Consider the following 26,270-nt stretch of genomic DNA (forward strand, 5'->3'; position numbering starts at 1 on the left):
TATTCCCAAACCAGTAAAAGCGATTGCTTGACATCAAGCAATCGCCAAATGAAACACAAATTAGATTGTTTTAAATTTATCAGTATCGAGGTTTTAGCTGTAAGAAGTTTTGACTAAGAAATGGGATTTTTTGAATGTAAATATGAAGGAGAAAACAAGTTATGAAAAAAAGTAAACATGGCTTATCTAAGAATAAATATTATTTGGACAAAACATAAAGCAATGGAAGCTAAAACACTTATGCTGCGGTCATATTGATTTTATGCAAAGCTGGAAGGATACTGGCATTTCAGAATTGACAATGGTATTCTTTTGTGTTGGATAGTAGATGCTAATTAGCGAAGAGTTCTTAGACGATAATAATAAACAAAATGTTCCTTGTAATTATGTAAAAAGCTAGAAATGTTAAATGTTAAGAAAAACCCAATAAAAAAAGCCCAAGAAAAAATATATTTTGGGCTAAAGATTAAAAATATATTAGTTTAATAGAGAGAAGACTTAATACACAGGTTGCTATGCCTGTTAAAGTTTTTTTAAGTTTAGAACAAAAACAGCATCTACAAAAGTTTTTAAAATAAAGCGATGGCTTTGAAATGAGAAAGCGCGTTTTGATACTGTTATTGATGAATGATGGGAAAGCGCAAGAAGAAATAGCGTCAATATCCAGTGGGTAAAGACCACACTGGAAAAAATGGTCATGGAAAACCACTCGGTTTTTTTAAACTAAGTCGCTTTGGTAACAAAACGACTTAGTTTAGCTTTGTTAGCTTACCCACTGAACCGGAGCGCGTAGAAATTCTAAGGATTCATTTGGAGCGATTCGCTATCACTGTAGAGTCAGAATACCTCGAAGCGACGCAGCAAACACCGTGAAATTCTCCGGCGCAGAATTGAAAAGCCTCACCGCTGAAGTTGTACTACTGGCGTTTGACGAAGGAAGTCCAGTGCAAGCGGCGAAAAATCAGTCATTACGTACTACCAAGTTCAGAAACAACTGATGCTAATCGCGGTTGCTCCCTATTTACGGGGGCGATGACTTTTCGAAGCGATCGCAATTTGGGGTATCCATTTGGAGCCTGAAAGCCTTGCTGTGAGATTTTTAGCTTAAAAATTAACTGCGTTTCAACTTAATCACAAAATTAATGCAGCAATTTGCTATTTGATAAACAGCATCTCCTGGTACTTGGGTAATGGCCACAGATCATGGGCGACTTCACCTTCGATGTCATCCGCATATTTGCGAACTTGATCCATCATCGGGCGGAGCGTTTTGGCGCAGTACTGCATATGTTCTTCTATCGTCGTGAAATTATGCTCATTCAGGGCATTGCCTAAATTTTTGACTGTATCCATCATCTGGTTTGTCAAAGAAGCGACCCTTTCTGCATTTTCCTGCTCTAACTCAATCCCGATTTGTTTCAGGTTCATGATAGTTGCAGAAACCTCTGACAAATGACGGGATGCCGCAGGAGAAATCATCGTTTTTGCCATACTGATCACGAGATCAGCTTCCATCTTAATCACCTCAATATACTGCTCTGCATACGCATGAAAGCGGCTTTTAAGTTCTGAGGCAGTTAGTACTCCCGTTGTTTCAAACAGCTCCTGAATATCCTGCTCTTTCAAGATTGGCAAGGCATCAGCGGTGGTGGTCAGATTCAACAGCCCTCGTTCCTTAACCGCTATTGTCTGCCATTCCTCAGAATAACCATCGCCGCCAAAAATAACGTTGCCATGAAGATCCATGATTTGTCTTAGAACGGCATATACAGCAGTATCCAGCTCTATGCCTTTTGCCAAATCAGCTTCTAACTTGTCTGCCACCCATGTGAGTGAATCGGTCAAAATCGTGTTCAGGGCTACTAGCGGGCCAGAGACTGATTGGTTAGACCCGACTGCCCGGAATTCAAAGCGGTTGCCCGTAAAGGCAAAGGGCGAAGTGCGGTTGCGATCGCCTGGATCTTTGGGAAACTCTGGCAAGGTGGGTACATCCCAACTCATCACGCCAGCGGGAGCTGAACTTGTGACCTCTCCCTGCTTAATTTGGTTAAACACATCTTCTAGCTGTTTGCCCAGATAGACTGAAATGATGGCGGGAGGTGCTTCATTAGCACCGAGTCTATGGTCGTTACCCGCAGTTGCGACTACAGCTCGCAGCAATCGTCCATATTTGTGAACTCCTCGAATTACAGCTCCGCAAAACAGTAAAAACTGTAAATTTTGATGAGGATTATCACCTGGATCAAGCAGGTTGCCTTGGGTAGCATTGCTCACTGACCAGTTCACGTGCTTTCCAGACCCGTTAATGCCTGAAAAAGGCTTTTCGTGCAGCAGACACATGAAGCCATGTTTCTTGGCAGTACTCTTGAGAATGGTCATTATCATCTGCTGGTGGTCGCTAGCTACGTTTGCCTCTTCATGAAAAGGGGCAATCTCAAACTGACCGGGGGCAACTTCGTTATGTCGGGTTTTTAGCAAAATCCCCAGCCGATACATACGTTCTTCTATATCTTGCGTGAGGATTTGGACGCGCTCTGGAATTGCTCCAAAATAGTGATCATCAAATTGTTGCCCTTTGGCAGCAGGCCGTCCAAACAAAGTTCTGCCCGTCTGCAAGATATCCGGACGCATTTGGGCAAGATGCTCATCCACTAAGAAGTATTCTTGCTCTGCGCCACAGCTAGAGTTAACGGTCGCTACTTCCGAATGCCCCAACAGTTTGAGCAGGCGGGTTGCTGCTTTGCTCATCGCCGCATTGGAGCGAAGCAATGGCATTTTCTTGTCTAGGGCTTCCCCTGTCCAAGAAATGAACACTGTGGGAATGTACAAAGTAACCCCATTATCCGTTTCCAGTACATAAGCAGGGCTGGTAACATCCCATGCAGTGTAGCCACGTGCTTCAAATGTAGAGCGAATACCACCATTGGCAAAGGATGAAGCATCTGGCTCCCCTTGCACCAGCGCTTTGCCAGTAAATTCAGTGATCGCTGAGCCGTCACTTTCCACTGAGAGAAACCCATCATGCTTCTCGGCAGTGATGTTAGTCAACGGATAAAAAATGTGAGCATAAAACGATGCGCCCTTAGAAATAGCCCAGTCTTTCATGGCTGTGGCAATGATTGGTGCTAAAGACACATCTAGCTTTGTACGCTGCTTAATGGTGTTCTCGAGCGACTTAAACACATATTTGGGCAGAAGGTTCCGCATCTTACGAAAAGTAAGTACGTCAGTTTCCCATAGTTCTTGTGGGGGGCGCCTCATAGTTGCCTTTCCTTTAGATGATGTTTTAATAATCGGGGGCTGTTGTAAGAAAGCTCATAAGGGAACGGCACGCTTGTTTAGTTATTTTTTGGGGCAAGTTGTTCTTGAGTAGGAGAAGCAGGGGTGCTGGGGGAGACAAAAAATAAATGTATTTAAGGTGATTAAGGTAGTAACAGTTACAGTCAATTACTGTTTGCTCACCCAGCATAAATAGCTTTACAAGCGTGCCACTCAGCTCATAATGCTTACACTGAAATTTGTAGACTGTCAGCATCTTATGAGCGAATAATTAAAAGATATCCTAAGCATCTGTCATAGGTTAAAAAAATGTACATTTTCTCAATATTCCCTAAGAATTAAATAATTATTCTAAAAATTTAGAATCAAGAAAACTCTTGCAAAACTTTTTTGCGGTATTATAAAAACTTTGGTATTTTTGCTTAGTAATCTTTAAATATTGCCAAGCCAGATAACTATCTTCCACGCAATTTCAATGGCTTACAGCGGCTAGCCGTAATCAGAATTTCTCACAAGTGAGCAAAAACCTTGGTGTGAGCAGTGAGAAATACTTATAGTAGAATTCAGGAGTCATAATTCAGAAGGGAAATAGGTTTTATACCTGACCTTAAGACCTATGTTGTGTACTTTATCAAATTGAGATATTGTAATTCAATTCTTATTTGCTTTGTTAAATATGTAGCTAATCTTTCTGCTGTCTATTTACCAGATTTATAACTAAAATTTAATAGCTATTTATAGCAAGTTGCACATAGGTAATCTACAAAAAGAATAATTAACTATAGATGGACACAGATACTCGTATGGACACGGGGATTGCCGTATGCGTAATTCAAATGACAATCGCTATATCAACTATTTTGATAACAGTTAAATCTACTCAATAATAACTTTTTTTTGATACTCGTACTCTTGTTTGTTATGTAAAATCAATACTCTTCGTAAGAAGTTTGGAAGACATTTGTAACTGCAAATAAGTAAGTCGACGCTAATATTTCCTATGATGTTAATAAATCTCATCAATGTTGTAGGGTGTGTTAACGCGACAGCGTAAAGCACCTATAATCTCTTAGGCGGTGCGTTATACCAATTCAATTAATGATTGCAACAAATCCTTGGGTGAAGACGCGATGAATCACGTCTCTACAGCATGGTTTATTTGTCACATTCTTTTTTCAAATTGGTATTAGGCTTAACGCCATAACGCACCCTACGCTCATTGGTTGGATATTTTTTTAATTGGAAGTCCCTAAAACAGGTTGTTTGGTTAGCTTTAATAGACCTCTTGCAAAAGTTCCTAACACCTCACCCCCAACGCCTCCCCTTGGTAAGGGGAGGGGAGCGTTTGCGTCAGCAAATGCGGGGTGGGGTTCTTTATTTTTGATTTATACAAGACGTCTAATGGCTAGTTTGTGTACTTCACCAAATTTAAAACTGCTGTACATTAATTTTACAGATTAATGTCAGCCGATACATTTCTACTCCCTACTCCCTACCCCGAAGTTACTGCCGTCCTTTTTGTATTAAGTTAACAATCGTGGCAATTAACTGAGTTGGATCTATCGGCTTGGCAATATGCGCTTGAAAACCTGCTTTTATAGCTTGCTGTTCGTTGCCTTCTCCAGCATAAGCCGTCAGAGCGATCGCCGGAATTTGTCCTCCTTCCTCTAGAGAGAGTAACCTGATTTGCCTCAGTAGCATATAACCATCCATTTCTGGCATTCCAATATCACTCACTAGCAAATCTGGTTTTAACTGTACGAGGGTTGTTAGTGCCTCTGTTGCTGATGATACTGCGCTAACTTTTGCTCCACAATCTTCTAGCACGAAGGTAACTAAATCTAGAGAATCAGGATCGTCATCGACAACTAAGATTTGAATACCATTAAAAGCTGAAGTCCAGGAAGTTGTAGCATACGTTTCTTCACTACTCACCTGTGTTTCGCTCAGTATCACAGGTAACTTGACAATGAAAGTTGCCCCCTTTCCCTCTCCTAAACTTTCTGCTAAGACAGTACCACCATGCATTTCTACTAAATAACGAACAATTGCCAGCCCCAACCCCAGCCCGCCAAATTTTCTTGTCATTGAACTATCAGCTTGACGGAAGGTGTCAAATACATAAGGAAGAAAATCTCGGCTGATTCCTTTTCCTGTATCCCGCACCAAAATTTGAGCTAGAGAACCAACTTGTTGCAAATAAACTTCAACTTGCCCTCCGTCTGGAGTGAACTTAATAGCGTTGGAGAGCAAATTCCATACAACTTGCTGCAAGCGTCCTGCATCACCAAAAACTTGACCTACACTAGGTTCAAGTTCAGAACGAATTTGAATTGCTTTTGCTTCAGCCGACAGCCGCACCGTTTCCAAAGCATTTCTAATGCTGTTTGCTAAATCAACTGGGCAAACGTTGAGACTTAGCTTACCTTGCAAAATGCGGGAAATATCCAGCAAATCTTCAATGAGTTTCGTTTGTAACTGAGCATTACGTTCAATGGTTTCTAGGGCAAAAGCAGTTTTTTGTGGATCAAGTTTGTTGCTACGTAGGAGTTTTGCCCAACCCAAAATGGGGTTGAGTGGTGTCCTAATTTCGTGAGATAGAACAGCCAGAAACTCATCTTTAATTCGATTAGCATCTATTGCTTGCTTGTAAAGCCGAGCGTTATCAATTGCAGTAGCTACTCGGTGAGCTAGGGCTTCTGCCATAGCCAAATTTGTTTTACTGTAGCGTCGGTTTGGTTCGGTGGTGAAAAAAGCAATTGCGCCTAGCTTGCGGTCACGAGCAACTAGCGGCGCTATCATATAAGATTGAACATTTAGTTGACGCATCAGCCGCAGAGATTCCGTATCTTGCTTCGTTGCTTGTAAAAATGCGTTTGGCGCATCAGTAACTAACTCTGGCTCTAGAGTCTGGAGAACTTTTTGTATGCCAAAATCAGCGTCAATTGAGGTGGAATAAAGCCGTCTCAGCACAATCGCTAGCGCTTCTATTTCTGGAGTAGCAGCAGCAATGACTGGTTCTTCAAATACTTTAGGATTGGTTTCTTCGACAACATCAATAAAACAGCAATCAGCTAAAGTAGGAATGACTAAGTTCGCTAAGTTTGTCAGCGTCGTGCGATAGTCGAGGGAAGAAACTAGCAGTCGGCTGGCTTCAGACAGTAAACTGTAGTTTTGCTTTTCAGCCTCAGCTTCCATGCGAGCAGCTTTTTCCCGAAGCAGTAATTGCTCTCGTTCTAACTCACCTCGTTTGCGATCGCTGATATCCTCGATTAAACCATCGATGATGGTGTTACCATCTATTTTTGTAAAAGTCTTGTTAACACGTACCCAAATCAAACTACCATCTGCTCGTCGCAATTGTACTTCGCGATCGCTCACTTCACCATTTTGTCGCAGTTGTCTGAGCAACTCGGTATAGTCTTCTGGCTGAAAATAAAGTTCAATAAACCGCCCTGCTTGTTCTTCTGGCAAGGTTCCCAGCCCAATGAGACGAAGGAATGCTGGGTTACACTCTAATAAAGAACCTTCCACAGTTGCCCGATAAATTCCTACATTTAAGCGGTTGAGCAGTGTTTGGAAACGAGCTTCTAAATTTGCTGCTTTCTGGCGAGTTTGCGCTCGTTCTAAAGCAGAGCGAACTGCGGCTGTTAAGCGTACTTGGTGCTGCGGGGACTTCACAACATAGTCATCTAATCCAGACTTCATTGCCTCTACCGCAATCTCTTGAGTACCGCTGTTAGTGAACATAATCACTGGACAGTTAGGATAACGAGCTTTAATTGCTCGTAGCACTTCAATACCATTACTCCAGCGTAATTGATAATCAGTGACTACTAGGTCAAACTGTTCCTTTTCTAAAGCTTGAGCTAGCTCTTCTGCTATGGCAACCTGTTGTACTTGGAGATCAACAAACTCCCGCTCCAGTTGCCGAATTGCTAGGAGCCGATCATTCGGATTATCATCAATCAGGAGAATGCGTACCATTTGGCTAAAAGTCCGCTTGCATTAATATCATAAATGGAAAGAAAATTGTCTGGATCGGTATTAACAGAAATGCTTAAGCACTTCTTACTGATGACTAGTGCAAATAATTAGTAAGTTTGACCAAGGTAAAATCTAAGCAGCAGTACTATAGCAGATAATACACACATTTCAGCCCTTAAAGGAATTATTGAAAAGTTTCTGTCTTGCACAGCGGGTGGGCAAAATGGTTTGCACGCTTGAATAAGCATAAAGCGCTATTATGAACAGCGACTACAGAAAAATGTTTGTATGAGTAATCAAGCGAAGGCTAGGCCAGGTTGGTCATTAACAGAGCGAGATCCCCAGTTCATAGAGTCGTTAATGCCTATATTGGAATGGTTTTACCGTTACTACTTCCGAGTAACCACCGATGGTTGGCATCACATTCCCCCAATAGGTAAGGCATTGCTGGTAGGCTCACATAATGGCGGTATGGCTTCGCCTGACCTCATAATGATGATGTACGATTGGTTCCGCCGATTTGGAACTAAACGTTTAGTATATGGTTTAATGCACCCTTATGCTTGGAAGGTGAGTCCAGAATTAGCTAGAATAGGCGAGAAAATGGGAGCGATTATGGCACATCCCAAAATCGCCAGTGCAGCTTTTGATATCGGTGCAAGTGTTCTAGTTTATCCTGGAGGGCAACAAGATATGTTTCGTCCTCACAGCCAACGCTATCAAATTTGTTTTGCTGGTCGTAAAGGCTTTATCAAGCTGGCTTTAAAACAAGAAGTGCCAATTATTCCTTTAATATCTGTAGGCGCTCATGATACTTTGATTGTTTTAGGTGATTTCTATCCATTGGTAAAACAACTAAATGAATGGGGATTACCGTGGTTATATCAAGTAGATCCAGGGGTATTCCCGATATATTTAGGTTTGCCTTGGGGTTTGTCTATTGGCCCTCTACCAAATTTTCCTCTACCTGCACAAATTCACACTCGTGTTTGTACTCCGATTGTTTTTGAAAGGTATGGTAAACTTGCAGCTAGCGATCGCAATTATGTAAATGCTTGTTATGAATTAGTTCATAGGCAAATGCAGCAAGAACTAGATAATTTAGTCAGGGATGTCAATCAAATTAAAAATTAAAAATGTAAAATTAAAAAGTGAGGTGATTTTATTAAATTTTTAATTTCTGTGGAGTTTGTACCCAAAATTAATTAAAAGTTATTATTTCTACCAGTTTTTAATCTTTAATTAAAGCTGGTCAAAGCTATGCAGTGATAGCAGAGCGATTTTATAAGCTCTAATACTTCCCAGTAATACTTATTTTTGTCCCAATAATTGACTTTTCTTTATCCTTTATCAGAAATTTAGAACTATTAATTCTAATAACTTCATAATTTTCTGCACTCAACACTGAACCTAAAGTAGCTACCATATCTGCAATAGAAATCTTAAACGCTAGTGGTACTCTTAAATTAAAAAATGATTTTGGCATAGTTCTAACATTTAAATACAATTTTTTTTGACTTACATACCATACCCCAGTAAATTTATTACCTGTTAGAAGTTCTTTAGGTTTAGAAAAAAGCAATGTTTGAATCTTGGTTTGCTCATAAGTCATATCATCTTTAAATTCAATAGTGATTTTTTCGGAAGACGTATCAAAACGCCATTTTCCTAAAAGTAAAATTTCTATTTCTACATCAGAATGCTTACTATTAGTCATATTTATCCTTAACTCAGCTTTAACTCTAATTTTTCCTATTGTTAACAAATGTGCGATTAACACATAGTAAATTTTCGTTACAACTTTTTACACGAGAAAAGAATAAGTGCATCTGCCAAACTAACCAAGACCTGACCCGCCAAGATCCCATTGAAAGGTGTTCTGTAGATGATTTTGCGGATAAGTCAAAGTTTTGTTCGTCATAGTGTAACCATTTGGCTGGTAAGTGTCCCATTGGTGTCATAGGGGACAATTTAAAAGTTAGTTGCTCATAGTCTAACCAGTTTCCCTCTTTTCGCCACCCAAGGCGATCGCCAAGTCTCTTTTCTGTTTCATAATCTACTTGACCACCCATTTGGCTCCAGATAGTTTGCTGAATCCTAAAGCCGAAATAACCATAACTATGTTGTTCCCAAAGTCGATCAATAGTGTAGAGTTCTTGACAAGAAAAGTTCTCAATATCTTCCTTATAAACTTCATTCCAATAACTTTTTTTCATGACTTTTAGCATTAATTTAGTGGTTTCAATGTCAGCTTCTTTCCACTTATGCTGCGCGAGGAGGTACTGCAATTGAGTATAATCAATATCTTTATTGCTGGGAAAGTCTTTTATTAATGTAACACTGTTGTTAGTCAATCCAATCAATCCTGTTTTTTTAACAGCAGATAGAGGCACTGTAGAGACATAACTTACTTCTGTTATGTCTAGCACTTTTCTTTGATCAGTGAGTTGCTTGGATATATAGTCAGATATTAAATCAATCCCCTTGTCTAAAAAGACGCCATTTTCGCTCAGATCAAAATTATTGATTTGCCAATTTAATAATTGAGATTGAGTAAAAGCATCTTTTAATCTGGCTTTTTTCTCATAACTCGTCACCATGAAATCGAGAAAAGTTTCAGATATTGCCTCGGTTTCTTCAAGATTAAATAAGTTTGACTGATCCTTTAAAATATTATCCCCTAGATTTTTAATATCTCCAACAGTTGCGTAAAAATATTCATCTACTTTTACGACTTCATCTATTAAAGATTGAAAGGGAGTAAAATAATCTTGTAAAGAATTTTCAAAATTGATTGCAGTATGGGCAATTTTTGCTATTTCTTGACGAATCTTATAGGCTTTTCTTTGATATTCGTAAATCTCTTGATGTATTTCTAAATCTTTAACTATTTGTTGAACAATTTCTTTTTGAATTTTGGTATCTTCTGCAAGGTTTTTAATTCCTTCACCAAGCAAGCTAATTTTTTCTAACATTAAAAAATAAGCATTGCTCAAAAGTAAAACTGCTTTAAAGTTTTCTTGTTTTTCCCATCTTAGTTCATCAAGTATTTTGGGATTTTTATGATTTTTTAGTTCTAATTTACTTCTTTCATCTTCTAAATTTTTTATTTCCAAATATTTTTGTTTGAATAAACTTTTCAAATCGTCTGTAAGATTTAGTAAAAAAGCATGATAACTATCCTTATATCTTTCTAAAAAATCAATAATATGACTATAGTCCTTAATAAATAATTGGATTTCGTCAAAAATTTCTCCCTGGCTAACTTGTTCTTTTCGCTTAATTATTCCGCCAAATTGATGATGATATCGAATACCTTCTTTAATTAATTTTTGACGTTCTCTAATTTTTTTCTGAACTGCTTTTACACCGCTACTTTTAAGAACGGGTAATTGATAACTTCGTTCGTAAATTGAAATATTTTCGTAAGTAATTAGTTGTCTTTGATGTTTGGTTAGCATAGCCTTGATTTTTAAAAGTGTGAATAGTCGCTAAACTCTTACCCATTTCAATACCTGTGGGTTTTTGTCATAGCGGTAGGTGAAACCATCCTTAGTAGTAATTAACTTCCCAAGGCTAGCTTTGCTTCTGATAGTGTTAATGGTGGAGTCTGTTAATGCTTGCATTTCCTTATGAGAAAGCCCTACAAGTGTGTCTATGCCCATCGATATTTCAGGCTGAATTTGGGGTTTATTATTGGCTAAAACATCTATTGTAGGTTTAGATTTTTCGGGAAGATTTGCTTCAATTTCTTTTGCTTTTTTAAGTCGATAATCCTGGACTGTTACAAGTTCCCAACTGGAATCTTGTGATAGTTCCAAAACCCATTGATGATAATTAAACAAACTTTCTCTATGTCCAACACTGATAAATGTTGTTTTTGTCTCTTGTAACTGTTGATATAAATTTTCTTCATTATTCAAATCTAAAGCACTCGTTGCTTCATCTAATATAGTGAATCTAGGATGAGTAACTAGCAATCGTGCAAAGGCAAGGCGTTGTTGTTCTCCCAGCGATAATATATTTTCCCAAGGAGCTTCGGTATCAAAGCCATCGATTCGACTTAACAAGTTTTGCAGATTAACTTGTTGCAAAACTTCTTCGAGTTCTGCGTTGCTCATTTGACGATTGGTATTAGGATATATTAACTGTTCGCGTAAAGTCCCCAAAATTATATAAGGACGTTGGGGTAGAAACAACACTTCTTCTAGGGGAGGTCGCACGAGACGACCAGTCCCTGCGTTCCACAAACCAGCGATCGCTCTCAGCAGAGAGCTTTTACCTCGACCACTAGGCCCAACAATCAATAAACCTTCTCCTGGCTGAACAGACAATGACAAATCTTCAACAATCACCTGCTCATAGTTGGGCGTTTGTAAAGTCACATTCTCAAAAGCAAGATGGTTTTCTTCGATTGTTTTAATCGTACTTACTTTCTCTGGCTCTTTGTTAACAAATTCTATCGCATCTGAAAACTCACCCAAACGCTGAACGTAACTCGAAAATCGTCCCGAAGTTGCAAATTCTCTAATTAATTCTGCCATAGCAGTAGCAAACAAATTACAAGCTAAACTGGCTTGGGCAATTTCTCCAAATTCAATTTCACCTCTAATCTGTAAAGGCCCGAATACTATAAATGGAAATATTTGGATAGCCGCCTGATATCCTCTGTTAAAAATATCCTGAGTTAACTCCCAATTAATCTTGCGTTTAGCACTTTTAATAATATTATTAAATCTTCGCTGGATTATATTTAATTCTTTTTTTTCTCCCTGAAAGAAAGCTATTGATTCAGCATGATTACGAACATGAGTCAGTCCATAAGTATAGTCTGCATCAAATTCTAGTTCCTCTTGTTTAATCTTATTTAATTCTTGAGCCAAATAAACAGCAATTAAATTGCCTATTATCGTATAAACAACCAATACAACTGCAATAAATTGGGAAAGAGACCAGAGAATTACTAAAAAAGTTGCCATTTCCAGCACTTTTTCTAGGAAAGTAGCCGAAAAAGTGAGAGCATTTCTAATCAGCGGTTCGATTTCTTGGGATATTCGTTGATCTGGATTATCAATATCGGATTTAAAATTGATTTTATAATAGGCACGATTGCTCAAATATTTTTCTAAAATATGATTATTTAGCCATTGATACCAATCAAGAGCGATTTGTTTTCTAATAAATTTAGAAAAGCCTACTAAGAGCGTTACGCCGACAAGGGCAGCACCATAAACTAATAACGTCTCAAGAAATTTATTAAAATCTTTTTCTTCAGTAATGATATCTAGCAAATATCGGCTAACAAAGCTATTAAAGGCAGTGACACCGACGAGCATTATTATTAATAATATTAGGATAATGAGCATTCCCCATGTACGAATTACGTCTGGAAATGCTCTTCCCCATGCCTCTGTAGGATACCAGTAAGGGCCTGCGATCGCTTTGACATCTTCCCAAAATTGAGTAAAAGCTGAAGTAGTATTTGTTATAGGTTGATTGTGAACGGTTTTGGCTTGCATATTCTAAAAATCAGTTGAGGCTCTTGAGGCTGACTGAATAATTTTGGTATTTTACTATATTGACTACATTCTTTGTTTTGCAATGCTTTTAAGGTTTTTACAGTAACTTGCAAACAAAGTCTATATATTTTAGCGGTAGGATGTAGCTCGCGAATATTTTTTCCCATCCCATGACACTAGCTCGCTACTATACGAGAAAACGGATTATTTAAAGACTCCATTTTTCCATAACTCTAATACCTCCTTGGCTGTAAAATAGCGTTCTTGCTCAACAGCAAGAGATTTAATCACTGAGCGCATTTTTTCATATTGCTTCCTTGGTTGAGGATTTTGTAGTTGCTTTTCAAATAGATATTGAAAATTACTGACTCCACTCCATTTACCGAAGAGAACTTCTATGGTGTTGTAAGGCAAAGCAGCATAGCTTTGAGGGTCGCTAAACAAAGAATTGACATGGATGCCTGATTCGTGGCGTTGAGCAGTTTGAGAGTAAGGTGCAGCTGGACGAATTCCCAATTGCTCAATGTAATCAGTCACGGCGGCGATCGCATCATAATTAATCCCTTTGACTTCAATTCCGAAGCGGACTCGCAACCCATTTAATACTTGTTCGTTCGCAACATTTCCGGCTCGTTCACCAATTCCGCAAAACGTACCCGATACTAAAGTTGCTCCAGCTATGACAGACTGGAGAGTATTTTCCAGAGCCAAGCCCATGTCATTGTGGTAGTGTACCCCGAAAGCAACCCCAGTTGTACGTTGTAGCAGGTAGTTAATCCAGATATAGCTCTTTTCTGGAGTGAGGACTCCGACTGTATCACAGAGCATAAAATGGTCGAGATAAGGGCTAAAAGAACGGATACATTGCACTAAAAAGTCAAAATCGGCTCTTGAGGCATCCTCGGCGGCAAAGTCTACAGTCAGTCCAGCAACTGTAGTGGCATAGTGTAAATTTTCGACAATTAAATCAATGGCGTTTTGGCGAATTCTATCGATTACTTTTTTTGGGATATCATCATCAATGGTTTTTCCTTTAAACTCGTTCAACAAACGGATCTGAGGATCTCGCAGAAATAGCAGGCGATCGGAAAGACCGTAAAAAAGGATGATGCGCTTAACTCCGTACATTTTGGCTTGATCAATGTACTGCTTTCCCGTCATGGTAGCAGCAGCAATCAGACTATCCAATCCCTCCGATACTAATGATTTGACTAGCTCTTCTTCTTGCTCATGAACACGGGGCATAATGGCTAGTCTATCTATTCCAGTTTGGGCAATTAGATGGGCGAGTTTTTGTTTAGTTGAATAAGAGAAGAAAATGCCTGCTTGTTGTTCTCCATCCCGGAGAGTTTCATCAGAAATTATGATAGGAAGGGTTTCCATTGTTTTAGACCAATTCAAAATTTAAAATTAAGAAAGTCAAACTAATTTAAAAGAATCACTGATTGTAAGCGACGCTTTTTTGCTCATTTCTGCTCTGCTTCCTCTAGGATCACCCTCTGTAATTGTGTGGCTAATAGTTTGACATTGGGTTCATAAAGCATTCGTCCGTGGTTTCCAGGTACAGAAATCACCTTGACAGGATTTTTAGTATGGGTCTGCCATCCCCAATCTGGTAAATCGTAATCAGAAAAAGCTTGGAGTTCTTGTAAAACAATTTCATGATTTTCTTGAGCGCGGAATAAACAAATGGGGGCAGAAATTGGATGATTAGGCTGATAATTCGCGTAATTTAGCGTTAGCACTTTCATTACTTTCATATTGGTTTTGAGTAAAGAAAGGGTGGAGTGTTCCGGTAAAACATTATTTCGGTACAAATACTCTGCCGCCAGTTCCCACCTAGTTTGGTCATTGGGTTGAGCGGCTAAATCGTTGTATTGCAGTTCTAAAGAAACTCCTTTTAAGACTTCAATTCGTCGAATCAATTGCCAGATCCAATCAAGTTCTGCTCTATCAGTAAAATACTCTGGTTTAGAAACTAGTCCAGCGTCCAAAATAGCGAGTAAACTCACCGTTTCACCTTGCTGTTCTAGCTGAGAAGCTATTTCAAAAGCAACGGCACAACCTGAAGAGTATCCTGCTAGTATGTATGGGCCTTTATCTTGCTGTTGATGTAATGCCTCAATCAGTTGACTCGCATGAGCTGCTACTGATTCAGGGAGTGCGCTAAGTTCGTCTCTTCCTGGAGTTTCCAGTCCATAGACTGGACGTTCAGTTCCTAAATTAATTGCTAAATCTCGAAAATAGAACCCGTGTCCGTTTGCGCCAGGAAGAAAAAATAGAGGGGTTTTATCTCCTTGAGGTTGGAGTGAAAGTAAATCAGGATTTAACTGTTGAACCTCAGTATGACAAAGTTGTTTTGCAAGTTGAGAAATGGTAGGATTCTGAAATAAAGTACTTAAAGAAAACTGTTGCTCAAACACCTGTTGAATATTGTTGAGCAGTTTGATTGCTAATAAAGAATGACCGCCCAAGTCAAAAAAGTTATCATGAATCCCAATCTCTTGACGTTCGAGTACAGCACACCACACTTGCATTAGTTGTTGTTCAACTTCGTTGCGCGGGGATTCATACAAGCCCTCAATTACACCATTTGGAGCAGGTAAAGCTTTCCGGTCGATTTTGCCATTGGGAGTTAAAGGCAACTCATCCAATACAATGATCTGAGTAGGTATCATGTAATCGGGTAGACGGGATTTAAGATGATTTTTTAATTGTGTAGACAAATCATTGGTAATTCCCGTTACATAAGCAATTAAACTCTGGTTACTCTCAGTTTTATATAAGGTGACAATTGCTTCTTTAACTGATGAATGTTGCAACAAAATCGATTCAATTTCACCGAGTTCAATCCGAAAACCCCGTAATTTAATCTGATCGTCAATGCGACCGAGATATTCAAGGTTTCCATCAAACCCCCATCTTGCTAAGTCGCCAGTTTTGTAAATTCGCTCAATTTTACCGAATAATTCCACTTCAATAAATTTTTCGGCGGTTAAATCAGGACGATTGAGATACCCTCGTGCTAAACCCACACCAGCGATGCACAATTCTCCAGGTATGCCAAGGGGTAATGGTTGATTTTGAGCATCTAAAATGTAAATGCGAATATTAGATAATGGTTGACCAATGGGCGGTTTTTTGCCATTAGGATGACAAAGAGAAATCGCAGCATTAACTGTAGATTCTGTAGGCCCGTAGCAATTAAATAAACGCCGTCCCGTTCCCCACTGTGACACCAATTCTGCTGAACAAGCTTCACCACCAACGGTTAGACATTGCAAATCGGGTAAGGTTGCTTGAGGTAAGATAGATAAGGCTGAAGGAGATAAAAAGCCGTGAGAAATTTTGTGATGAGTTAAGAAATCAACTAAGGTTTGACTGGGTAACAAGGTTTCTTTTTTAGCAAGATACAAGCAAGCACCAGTGACGAAGGTAGTCGCAATTTCAGCAACAGATAGATCAAAACTAAAAGAACCAAACTGAAGCAAACGGCTGTTTTGTTTAACTTGAAAAGTTTTCGCCCAAGCCAAACTTAAATTGACAATTGCGCGATGCTCAATCATCGCTCCTTTTGGTTGTCCTGTTGAACCAGAGGTATAGATAACATAAGCTAAACTATCAGGTGTACTTTGGGAACTAGGATTATCGCTTAATTCTGCTGTAAAAGTTTCCTCATCTAAACAAATGGCTTGACAAATGTGTTTCAGCTCAGCCAGGGGTAATTGGTGCTTGAGGAAACTTTGAGTTAGTAACACCGATGTTCCAGAATCTTCTAACATGAATTTAATCCGCTCTTGGGGATAATTGGGATCAATCGGTACATAAGCTCCGCCTGCTTTCAGGATACCGAGTACACCAATAATCATTTCCAAAGAACGTTCAACGCAGATACCAATTAAATCGTCTGGCTGAATTTGGTGATTTTGAATTAGATAATGAGCGAGTTGGTTCGCTTTTTGATTCAGTTGTTGGTAAGTTAGGCTTTGGGATTCAAAAACTAAAGCAAGATTATCAGGATTTTTGGCAACTTGGGCTTCAAACAGTTCAACTAAAGTTTTATCGTGGGGATAGTCAGTTTGAGTTTGATTCCAGCGTTGTAGTTGTAGCAGTTCGGCTGCTGTTATCAAAGGCAAAGTATTGATAGGTTGTTGAGGATTATCAATAATTCTCTTCAGCAGAACTTCAAACTGTTCTGCCATCCCTTGGATAGCAACCTTTTCAAAAAGGTCGGTAGCATATTCCCAAGAGCAATTTAACTGGTTGTCATATTCCATCACCATAAGTGTTAAGTCAAACTTAGCGATCGCACCCTTCACTCCCAGCCATTGAATCTCTAATCCTGGTAAACTCAGGTCGGGACTTTCATTATTTTCCAGTGCGAACATCACCTGAAATAATGGGTTATAACTCATGCTGCGTTCTGGTTGTAGCTTTTCTACCAGAACCTCAAAAGGAATGTCTTGATGAGAGTATGCATCTAAACAAGTTTGGCGAGTTTGTTGCAGAAACTCGGTAAAACTTTGCTCAGATTGCATTTGGTTACGCAGCACCAGGGTATTGACAAAAAAGCCAATTAATGAATCAGTTTGGCTATGGGTGCGGTTAGCAATGGGAGAACCAATACACAGATCGTTTTGGCGACTGTAACGAGCCAGCAGAATACTCAAAGCCGCCAACAAGGTCATATATAGACTTGCACCTTGCTGTTGACTGAAAGTTTTAACAGCATTGGTCAATTCTGACGTTAGGGAGTAAGTATAGCGATCGCCTCGGTAGCTTTGCAATGCTGGACGGGGGTAATCTGTAGGTAACTCCAGTAATGGGGGAGCATCACCCAGTTGATTTTTCCAGTAATTAATCTGGGTTTCTAATACTTGCCCTTGTAACCAGTTTCGTTGCCAAGTTGCATAGTCACTGTATTGAATAGGTAATGGTGCAAGGTTTGGAGTATGACCTTGGGCAAAGGCGGTATAGGCTTGCCGTAACTCACGCACAAATACCCCCATTGACCAGCCATCACTGATAATGTGATGCATATTGATGAGCAACACATATTTCTGCTCCCTTCGGCTTCGCTCAGGATAAACCTTCAATTGCAGCAGTTTTGCTTTAAACAAAGGGCCAGTGTTTAAGTCAAACGGTTCTTGAACATGAGCGTCGATAAAACGCTGAACGTTTGTTTCTTGATTCCAAGTCCCTAATCCCCAGCGATGCACTGAGCTTGTCGAAGTGTCCCCAGTCCCCAGTACCTGGTACGTTAAAACTTCGATGTCCTCTAAATTTGCGATCGCAACTTGGGGTTGTCCCGCCACTGTAGGAAAATACATCCTTAGACTCTCGTGCCGATTGAGCAGATAAGCCAAACTAGAATGCAGAGCATCAATATTGAGATTGCCCTTTAGTTGTAAAGCGATCGGCATATTATAACTAGCTGATGACCCTTGGAGTTGCGCTAACAGCCAGAGGCGTTGTTGAGCAAAGGAAAGGGGCTTTGGGGCATCATCTGCTAAGGCCGGAATTTCCTCTGCCATGACAGCTTTGGCTTTGGCAGAATTTAAGAACGCTAATATATCTGCTTTGTTGGCTTGAATTTCTTGCTTTAGTTCAGAAGTTAAGGCGTTTTTACTACTACGAAGCCGTAACTTATCATCTTCAGCCCAAATTTTGCAGCCCATGTTCTGCAAACGAAGCATTAAAGAAACTACTTGCTGATTTTGTGTCATAGTCATAGTTCAATTTCCTCTTCGTCTGAGTTTAAAGGTTGCATATCTGCGCTAGAGGAATTAACCCAAATGCAGGTATCTATATAATTTGCCAATTCGCTGAGGATAGGAGACTCAAATACTTGCCGCAGTGGCAGTTCTACTTTAAATGTGTCGCGGATGCGATAGCACAGTTGGGTGGCTAATAGGGAATGTCCCCCCAAGTTAAAGAAGTTATCATGGCGGGAAATTGCATTATATTTAAGCAGCTTCGCCCACAATTCAGCCAGCGATTTTTCTGTCGAGGTTACAGGCAATTCAATGTCTGTTGATAAAACAGTTGCATTTGGTGCAGGTAAAGCTTTGCGGTCTACTTTGCCATTTGGTGTCAATGGTAGTTTTTCTAAGACAATAAAATGGCTAGGAATCATATAATCTGGAAGAGTTTTTTCCAGAAAATCTCGCCATTCTTCTAATAAGGCTGGATCAACTTGATTAGTGCGATATTGCAACGGTTGATTTGCATAATATTGCCAAGGTTTCAGCCGTAAATTTTCCCTTTGATTAAATCGTGGGATTGTCACCTGTCCAGGAATATTCCGTTGAAAAACAACATCGTAATCGGAAAAGTTTGTGGGGCTATATTGGATAAAAGGCGTATAGGGCAAATCTCGTACTAAAGTTCGGAACGCTTCGGGTTCTATCCCTGATTTGACTTGGGCAACTGCCGCTTTTAAGTCTGAAACATTACCATTTAATTGACTAATTTTTTCTAACAATGCCATTTCTGAAGTTAGACGCGCATTCGGAATATTCTTAATACCTATAAAATCGGGTTGCTGAGTTGTTAAAATTCTCTCGATTGTTTCTAAATTCAGTTGCTCAGTTTGCCAATCTAACCATTCAGGTTCTGCAAATGGAGTATCTGTTTGATCCAAATGTAAAACAACGTCATAACGAAAACGGTTCATTTCCGTCTGACCATAACCTCGTTTCATTTGGATTTGTACATGACTAATCCGAGGAAATCGTTGTTTTAAAGCGATAAAGAAATCAGGGTCAATCAGTAATTCGCCTTCGGTGCGGATGCTTTTTTGAATCTGTTGACGCAAGTCCTTTATTGATAATTCATCAGAGGCGCGATAAAATTCGACTGCTGTGTGGAAAGCTTCTAGTAAACGGAGATTTCGCACATCCCCGATAAAGATTTTTCCTTGAGTTATTACAGTATTAATAGCGCCTTCGATTACTGACAACAAGTAATCCAAAGAAGGAAAATACTGGATAACAGAATTGAGCATTACCAGGTCATAATTATTTGTTTCAATGCCGTCAAACTGGTTAGCTGAACTTTGTTTTAAAGTAACTTTTTCTTTGAAAGATTGCTGTTGAAGATGTTGTTCAATATAATGCAACCCTGCTGCTGCAATATCTGTACCCAGGTACTTTTGACAATGGGGAGCAATTTTCAACAATAACATCCCTGTCCCACAACCGATTTCCCAGATTCGTTTGGGTGCAAGTTCCAGAATTTGGTCAATAGTTTTATCCCGCCATTCTTGCATCACAGCTTTGGCATAAGGTTTACCCGTATAGCTATCATTCCAACTAGCTAAATTGAGGGTTGGATCATCTTCTATATCTTGTGACTGATGGTAAGCATCATTGAAAACTTGTTGCCATAATTCCACCTGTTCACCTTGAAGATATTCATCTTCTTTGCCTGTTGGGACAATATAAGCCACCAGATGTTGATCGAAATCAGTGTCTTCCCGAACCAGGACAACCGCTTCTTGAATTTTTGAGTGTTTGAGTAAAGATGCTTCAATCTCACCTAATTCAATGCGGAAACCACGAATTTTGACTTGGCGATCAATCCGTCCTAAGTATTGTAAATTACTATCAGGCAGCCAACGGGCTAAATCGCCAGTTTTATAAATTCGCTCAGTTTTACCGAATAATTCGACTTTGAGAAATTTTTCGGCGGTTAAATCGGGACGATGCAAATAACTCTGTGCTAAACCTGCACCTGCAATGCAGAGTTCCCCAGGAATACCAGGGGGAAGGGGTTGGTTGTAGCTATCTAAAATGTAAATGTGGGTGTTAGCGATCGCTTTACCAATAGTTGGTTCATGCTGGGCATTTCTAGCAACTTTCGTAAATGTAGAGTAAGTTGTGTCCTCAGAAGGGCCATAGAGGTTATAAACCTCCTTCACTGATGTGGTTTGATATAAAGCCTGTACCAGACTATTTTTTAATGGTTCGCCAGCTAAATTGATAACTTGCACACTTGCCGGAATAGCATTCATATTCAGCAGTTCCGCAGCAGCACTTGGTACAGTATTAATCAAAGTTATCGGTACAGGACTCTTATGTGCTTGCTCAATGTAGAGTGCATTTTCCACCACAATGACACTACCACCTTGAGTCAGTGGAACAAAAATTTCAAAAATGGATAGATCGAAACAGATTGAGGTTGATGCTAAGACACCTGCAAGCTGTTCTGCGGTGTAGACTGAATGCGCCCATTTTACTAGAGTTACTGGGCTAGAGTGTGCGATCGCAACACCTTTAGGTCGCCCTGTGGAACCCGAAGTATAAATTATATAAGCTAAATCATCAGGGCTACTTTGCAGATTGGGATTATCTGTTGGCTGATCAGTCCATGTTTGTTCATCTATAAATACTAGTTGAGCAGTATTTATGAGCTTTTCTAAGGGAAGTTGCTTTTTAAGAGATTTAGTTGTTAGTAATACAGAAGCATTACTATCTTCGAGCATTAAATAAATGCGTTCTTGGGGATAATTTGGATCAATCGGCACATAAGCCCCACCTGCTTTGAGGATAGCAAATATACCGATGAGCATTTCCAGAGAACGATCCACACAAATCGCTATCAATGGATTATCAGGTAATTGTTGCTCCCTTTTGAGTTCCAACAAATAATGCGCTAGCTTATTAGCTTGTCGGTTGAGTTCTTGATAACTCAGACTTTGCTCTTCAAACACCACCGCAATGTTATCCGGCGTTTTTGCTACCTGTTGTTCAAACAGAGTTATCAACGTCTGGTTTTTGAGGTAATCTGTGTTGGTTTGATTCCAAACTTGCAGTTGTTGAATTTCTGCTGAGGTGATTATGGGTAGCTGATGAATCGGCTGTTGGGGATTTTGGGTAATTGCTTCCAGCAAAACTTCAAAGTGTCCCGCCATGCGTTGAATCGTTTCAGCCTCAAATAAATCTGTGGCATATTCCCACATACAATGCAATTCGTCTTCCCTTTCGCAAAGATCCAATATCAGGTCAAACTTGGCAAATGGGAAACTTTGCTCTAACCATTGAATCTCAAGCCCTGGTAAATTAATATTTTTCCCTGCTTCTTGAGTATTTTGCAACACCATCATCACTTGGAATAAGGGATTATGGCTCAGACTGCGTTCTGGTTGCAGTTGTTCTACCAAATACTCAAAGGGAATATCTTGATGAGCATAGGCATCTAGGCAAGTTTGGCAGGTTTGTTGGAGTAATTTGCTAAATTCTAGCTCTGGCTTAACTTTGCTCCGCAATACTAAGGTATTGACAAAAAAGCCGATTAACCATTCTGTATTGCTATGGGTGCGGTTAGCGATCGCAGAACCAACACATAAATCCTCTTGACGGCTATAACGCGATAGTAAAATATTAAAAGCCGTTAACAGGGTCATAAACAAACTAACCCCGTGTTTTTGACTTATGATTTTGAGTTTCTGAGTCAGTTCATTGCTCAAACTATATTCTTCACGCCCACCCTGGTAACTTTGTTGCGCTGGACGGGGATGGTCAGTAGGCAAATCTAGCAATCGAGGAGCATCGCCTAGTTGTTGTTTCCAGTAATTTTCCTGGCTTTCTAAAATCTCCCCTTGTAACCAATTGCGCTGCCAAGCTGCGTAATCACTATACTGAATCGGCAACGGTGACAAATTTGGAGTCTCACCCGCAGCAAAAGCCGAATAAGCCTGTTCCCATTCGCGCTTAAATACACCCATTGACCAGCCATCACTGATAATGTGGTGCATATTAATGAGCAGCACATTTTTCTGTTCGCCCAGTTGTAGCAGTTTCGCTTTGAATAAGGGGCCGGTATTTAAGTCAAAGGGTTCTTGAGCATGAGTATCTGACAACCGTTGTACGGTTTCTGCTTGAGTTTGGGGAGCGAGTTCCCGTAAATCTGTGATTGCTAGTACTTCTATATCCTCTGGATTTTTGACGACTACTTGCGCCTCTCCCTCAAGTGCAGGAAAATAGGTGCGTAGAATGGCATGGCGATCGAGGAGATAATCAAAACTTGCACGCAAAGCTTCTATATTCAAGTTCCCGTCAAGTTGCAGCGCCGTTGACATATTGTAAGTCGCCGAGGTTCCTGTGCCTTCAAGTTGGGCTAAAAACCAGAGTCTTGATTGGGAAAAGGACAGAGTTTTGGGAGCATTTTCAGGCTGTGGTGTAATAGTTGGTAAGGCGGAAGTAGGGGCGCAAGGCGTTGCGCCCCTAACGTCAATTTCCCATGCCAACTCAGACAAAACACTCTGCTCAAATACCTTGCGGACAGGCACTTCTACCCCAAAACTGTCACGAATTCGGGCAACCAATTGGGTTGCTAACAGGGAATGTCCCCCCAGTTCAAAGAAGTTGTCTCGACGACCAACAGATTTAGTTTTCAGAAGACTTTGCCATAAACTAGCCAGCAGTTCTTCAGTCGGGGTAACAAGGGCTTCAAAGTTAGTGGAAGTATCTGCATCTGGTGCAGGTAATGCTTTACGATCTAGCTTACCGTTAGGGGTAAGGGGCAACTGATCCAACACCATAATCTGGCTAGGAATCATATAATTCGGCAGGCGATTTTTCAGGTAGTCTTTGAGTTGACTGCCTAAATTGTTGGATTTTTTATTTGCCGTGACATAAGCCACTAATCTGGGATTATTATCAGTTTCATATAAAATAACAACAGCTTCTTTAACTAAAGAGTGCTGCAATAATAGCGATTCAATTTCACCGAGTTCAATCCTAAAGCCCCGCAGTTTAACTTGCTCATCAATGCGACCGAGATATTCAAGGTTTCCATCATCTCTCCATCTTGCTAAGTCGCCAGTTTTGTAAATTCGCTCAGTTTTGCCAAATAATTCAACTTCAACAAATTTTTCGGTGGTTAAATCGGGACGGTTGAGATAGCCTCGTGCTAAACCGACTCCAGCGATAGACAATTCTCCAGGAATGCCAGGGGGTAAAGGTTGATTGTGAGCATCTAAAATGTAAATGCGGATATTAGACAACGGTTGACCGATAGAGGGTTTTTTCCCGTTCGGTTCACAACTAGATATACTGGCGATAACCGTTGATTCCGTCGGCCCATAGCAGTTAAAGAAACGTCGTTTTGTTCCCCACTGTGTTACCAACTCTGCTGCACAAGCTTCACCACCAACGATTACGGCTTGCAAATCAGGTAATAAGTCTTGAGGTAATACAGATAAAGCGGAAGGAGATAGCGTTAAATGGGAAATTTTGCGATCGCGCAACAAGTCAACTAAAGTTTGACTAGGTAACAAAGTTTCTTTCTTGGCTAAATACAAACAAGCACCTGCGGATAAAGCAGTGGCAATTTCACCAATAGATAAATCGAAACTAAAAGAGCCAAACTGAAGCCAACGGCTGTAGTGTTTAATTTGAAAAGTTTCAGCCCAGGCTAAACTTAGGTTGACAATTGCGCGATGCTCAATCATCACCCCTTTAGGTTGTCCCGTTGAACCAGAGGTATAAATTATATAAGCTAAATTATCAGGGGTACTTTGAGAATTGGGATTATCTATTAATTCTTGGGCAAAAGTTTTCTCATCCAAACAAATGACCTGGTGTTTGAGTTTAGCTAAAGGTAATTGTTCTTTAAGGTGACTTTGGGTCAGCAATACCGATGTCCCAGAATCTTCTAACATGAACTCAATCCGTTCTTTGGGATAATTGGGGTCAATCGGTACATATGCTCCACCTGCTTTGAGGATACCGAGTACACCAATAATCATTTCTAAGGAACGTTCAACGCAAATACCAATTAAAGTGTCTGGCTTAATTTGATAATTTTGAATTAAATAATGAGCTAGTTGATTTGCTTTTTGATTAAGCTGTTGATAGGTTAAGCTTTGGGATTCAAATACTAAAGCGAGATTATTAGGGTTTTTGGCAGATTGAACTTCAAACAAATCAACCAAGGTTTGATTGAGGGGATATTCTGTTTGAGTTTGATTCCAGTTTTGGAGTTGCTGATGTTCAGCTTCTGTAATCAACGGTAGGGTATTGATGGGTTGTTGAGGATTATCAATAATTCCCTTAAGTAAAACTTCAAAATGTTCCACCATCCGTTGGATTGTTTTAGCCTCAAACAAATCGGTTGCGTACTCCCATTCTCCTGTCAAACCTTGAGGAGTTTCGCGGAACATCAGCGACAAATCAAACAGCGTCGTTGTGTTTTCCCACTCAAAACGGGTCAGAGTTAATCCAGGAATTTCTAGTTTCTCTTGAGTTCCACTTTGCAAACCAAACGCCACTTGAAATAGGGGATGATGAGAAAGCGATCGCTCTAATCCCAATTCATCAACCAGTTTCTCAAAGGGTAAATCTTGATGGTCATAAGCATCCAGAGTTACTTGCTTGACTCGTTCAAGTAATTCTAAGAAACTTGGATTTCCTTGCAGATTGGTACGTAAAGCTAGGGTATTGACAAAAAAGCCAATTAATGGTTCTGTTTCACGACGATTGCGATTAGCGATCGCAGAACCAACAACAATATCCTCCTGTCTACTGTAGCGCGACAGTAACAGCGTAAATGTTGCAAGCATTGTCATAAACAGGGTAGTTCCTGATTCCTGACTTAAACGCTTCAACTTCTGCGTTAAATCTTGATTGAGTTCTAAAAACTCACTCCGCCCCTTAAAGCTTTGCACTGATGGGCGTGGTTGATCTGTGGGTAATTCTAATAGAGGTGGGACTGCGGCTAATTGTTTTTGCCAGTAATTAAGTTGGGTTTGCAGTACCTCTCCCTGTAACCATTGTCTTTGCCAGTGGGCGAAATCGGCATATTGTATAGATAATTCGGTTAAAGGAGAAGGTTCTCCAGCGCAGAAAGCAGTATAAAGGCTGAATAATTCCCGGCGGAAGATGTCCATTGACCAGCCATCACAAACAATATGATGGATAACCAGCAACAGCAGATGGGATTGATCGGCTAGTTGCAACAACTTTACCCGCAGTAAAAGAGGATTTGATAAGTCAAATGACTGTTGTAATTCTTCTGCTGCTAACTGTTGTGCCTTGCTTAACTGGTCTGCTTCTGTCAATTTTCGCCAGTCCAGCACTTGCATCTTCAATTGAGGATGAGCGTGAATCACCTGTATCGGCGACTCATCAACAACAGAAAAACTAGTACGTAAGACCTCATGACGTTGGACAATTTCTGCGATCGCTTTTTCTAAAGCACTGATCTTCAGACATCCCCTAATTTGCCAGAAAAACGGGACATTGTAGACACAATTTTCACCTTCTAGTTGGTCAATAAACCATAGTCTTTGTTGAGCAAAGGAAAGGGGAAGGTGTTGCTCTCTTGATACGGGTGTTAGAGGTGGAGTTAGCCTGTGATTATTTTGCGGAGATTGCTGTTGCTTCTTCAGTTTTTGTAGGACTAATCCTCGTTTTTCTGGCGAAAGTGCTTCTAGACTTTTTAGTATATCGCTCATAATATTTATTGTTTAAAATTAATTTT

Annotated in this window: 9 protein-coding genes and 1 pseudogene; 2 read left to right on the forward strand and 8 right to left on the reverse strand. The window is 40.0% G+C overall.

The features are described from left to right. Positions 1-759: 759 nt before the first annotated feature. A pseudogene (locus WKK05_RS02905) lies at positions 760-998 on the forward strand (ATPase); the annotation flags it as partial. Between the two features lie 157 nt (positions 999-1,155). On the opposite strand, the gene WKK05_RS02910 reads toward WKK05_RS02905, so the two are convergent. Both WKK05_RS02910 and WKK05_RS02915 read right to left on the reverse strand, forming a co-directional pair. Further along, positions 1,156-3,261 (reverse strand): glutamine synthetase III, encoded by a 2,106-nt coding sequence (locus WKK05_RS02910; RefSeq protein WP_341528309.1) that lies wholly within the window; start codon positions 3,259-3,261, stop codon positions 1,156-1,158. Between the two features lie 1,521 nt (positions 3,262-4,782). Next, positions 4,783-7,266 carry a response regulator gene (locus WKK05_RS02915; protein WP_341528310.1) on the reverse strand — a complete coding sequence of 828 codons (2,484 nt, stop codon included), beginning with the start codon at positions 7,264-7,266 and terminating at the stop codon, positions 4,783-4,785. Positions 7,267-7,554: 288 nt separating this feature from the next. Here WKK05_RS02915 and WKK05_RS02920 point away from each other — a divergent pair, with 288 nt between their 5' ends. Beyond that, positions 7,555-8,400 carry a lysophospholipid acyltransferase family protein gene (locus WKK05_RS02920; RefSeq protein WP_341528311.1) on the forward strand — a complete coding sequence of 282 codons (846 nt, stop codon included), beginning with the start codon at positions 7,555-7,557 and terminating at the stop codon, positions 8,398-8,400. Between the two features lie 157 nt (positions 8,401-8,557). On the opposite strand, the gene WKK05_RS02925 is transcribed toward WKK05_RS02920, so the two are convergent. The 6 genes from WKK05_RS02925 to WKK05_RS02950 form a co-directional block, all read right to left on the reverse strand. Then, positions 8,558-8,983 (reverse strand): hypothetical protein, encoded by a 426-nt coding sequence (locus WKK05_RS02925; protein ID WP_341528312.1) that lies wholly within the window; start codon positions 8,981-8,983, stop codon positions 8,558-8,560. A gap of 25 nt (positions 8,984-9,008) precedes the next feature. Then, entirely contained in the window at positions 9,009-10,727 is a 1,719-nt protein-coding gene (locus WKK05_RS02930; RefSeq protein ID WP_341528313.1) for a GUN4 domain-containing protein, read from the reverse strand. A 30-nt stretch (positions 10,728-10,757) separates the two neighbouring features. Continuing rightward, positions 10,758-12,785, reverse strand: a complete 2,028-nt coding sequence (locus WKK05_RS02935) for an ATP-binding cassette domain-containing protein (protein ID WP_341528314.1) — start codon at positions 12,783-12,785, stop codon at positions 10,758-10,760. Between the two features lie 204 nt (positions 12,786-12,989). Continuing rightward, a complete protein-coding gene (gene hphA / locus WKK05_RS02940) occupies positions 12,990-14,168 on the reverse strand; it encodes a 2-benzylmalate synthase HphA (RefSeq protein ID WP_341528315.1) in 1,179 nt (392 codons plus the stop codon). 83 nt (positions 14,169-14,251) lie between these two features. Beyond that, positions 14,252-18,517, reverse strand: a complete 4,266-nt coding sequence (locus tag WKK05_RS02945) for an amino acid adenylation domain-containing protein (protein WP_341528316.1) — start codon at positions 18,515-18,517, stop codon at positions 14,252-14,254. Continuing rightward, complete coding sequence (locus WKK05_RS02950) at positions 18,514-26,244, reverse strand: amino acid adenylation domain-containing protein (RefSeq protein WP_341528317.1); 7,731 nt, start codon at positions 26,242-26,244, stop codon at positions 18,514-18,516. The genes WKK05_RS02945 and WKK05_RS02950 overlap by 4 nt, the downstream gene beginning before the upstream one ends. Positions 26,245-26,270: the final 26 nt, after the last annotated feature.

The organism is Nostoc sp. UHCC 0302 (genome assembly GCF_038096175.1).
Taxonomy (GTDB): Bacteria; Cyanobacteriota; Cyanobacteriia; order Cyanobacteriales; family Nostocaceae; genus UHCC-0302.

What these genes read in the sequence shown, in the direction of transcription:
- WKK05_RS02910 (WP_341528309.1), bottom strand. Translation starts at nt 3,261, where the DNA reads ATGAGGCGCCCCCCACAAGAACTATGGGAAACTGACGTACTTACTTTT.
- WKK05_RS02915 (WP_341528310.1), bottom strand. Translation starts at nt 7,266, where the DNA reads ATGGTACGCATTCTCCTGATTGATGATAATCCGAATGATCGGCTCCTA.
- WKK05_RS02920 (WP_341528311.1), top strand. Translation starts at nt 7,555, where the DNA reads ATGAGTAATCAAGCGAAGGCTAGGCCAGGTTGGTCATTAACAGAGCGA.
- WKK05_RS02925 (WP_341528312.1), bottom strand. Translation starts at nt 8,983, where the DNA reads ATGACTAATAGTAAGCATTCTGATGTAGAAATAGAAATTTTACTTTTA.
- WKK05_RS02930 (WP_341528313.1), bottom strand. Translation starts at nt 10,727, where the DNA reads ATGCTAACCAAACATCAAAGACAACTAATTACTTACGAAAATATTTCA.
- WKK05_RS02935 (WP_341528314.1), bottom strand. Translation starts at nt 12,785, where the DNA reads ATGCAAGCCAAAACCGTTCACAATCAACCTATAACAAATACTACTTCA.
- hphA (WP_341528315.1), bottom strand. Translation starts at nt 14,168, where the DNA reads ATGGAAACCCTTCCTATCATAATTTCTGATGAAACTCTCCGGGATGGA.
- WKK05_RS02945 (WP_341528316.1), bottom strand. Translation starts at nt 18,517, where the DNA reads ATGACTATGACACAAAATCAGCAAGTAGTTTCTTTAATGCTTCGTTTG.
- WKK05_RS02950 (WP_341528317.1), bottom strand. Translation starts at nt 26,244, where the DNA reads ATGAGCGATATACTAAAAAGTCTAGAAGCACTTTCGCCAGAAAAACGA.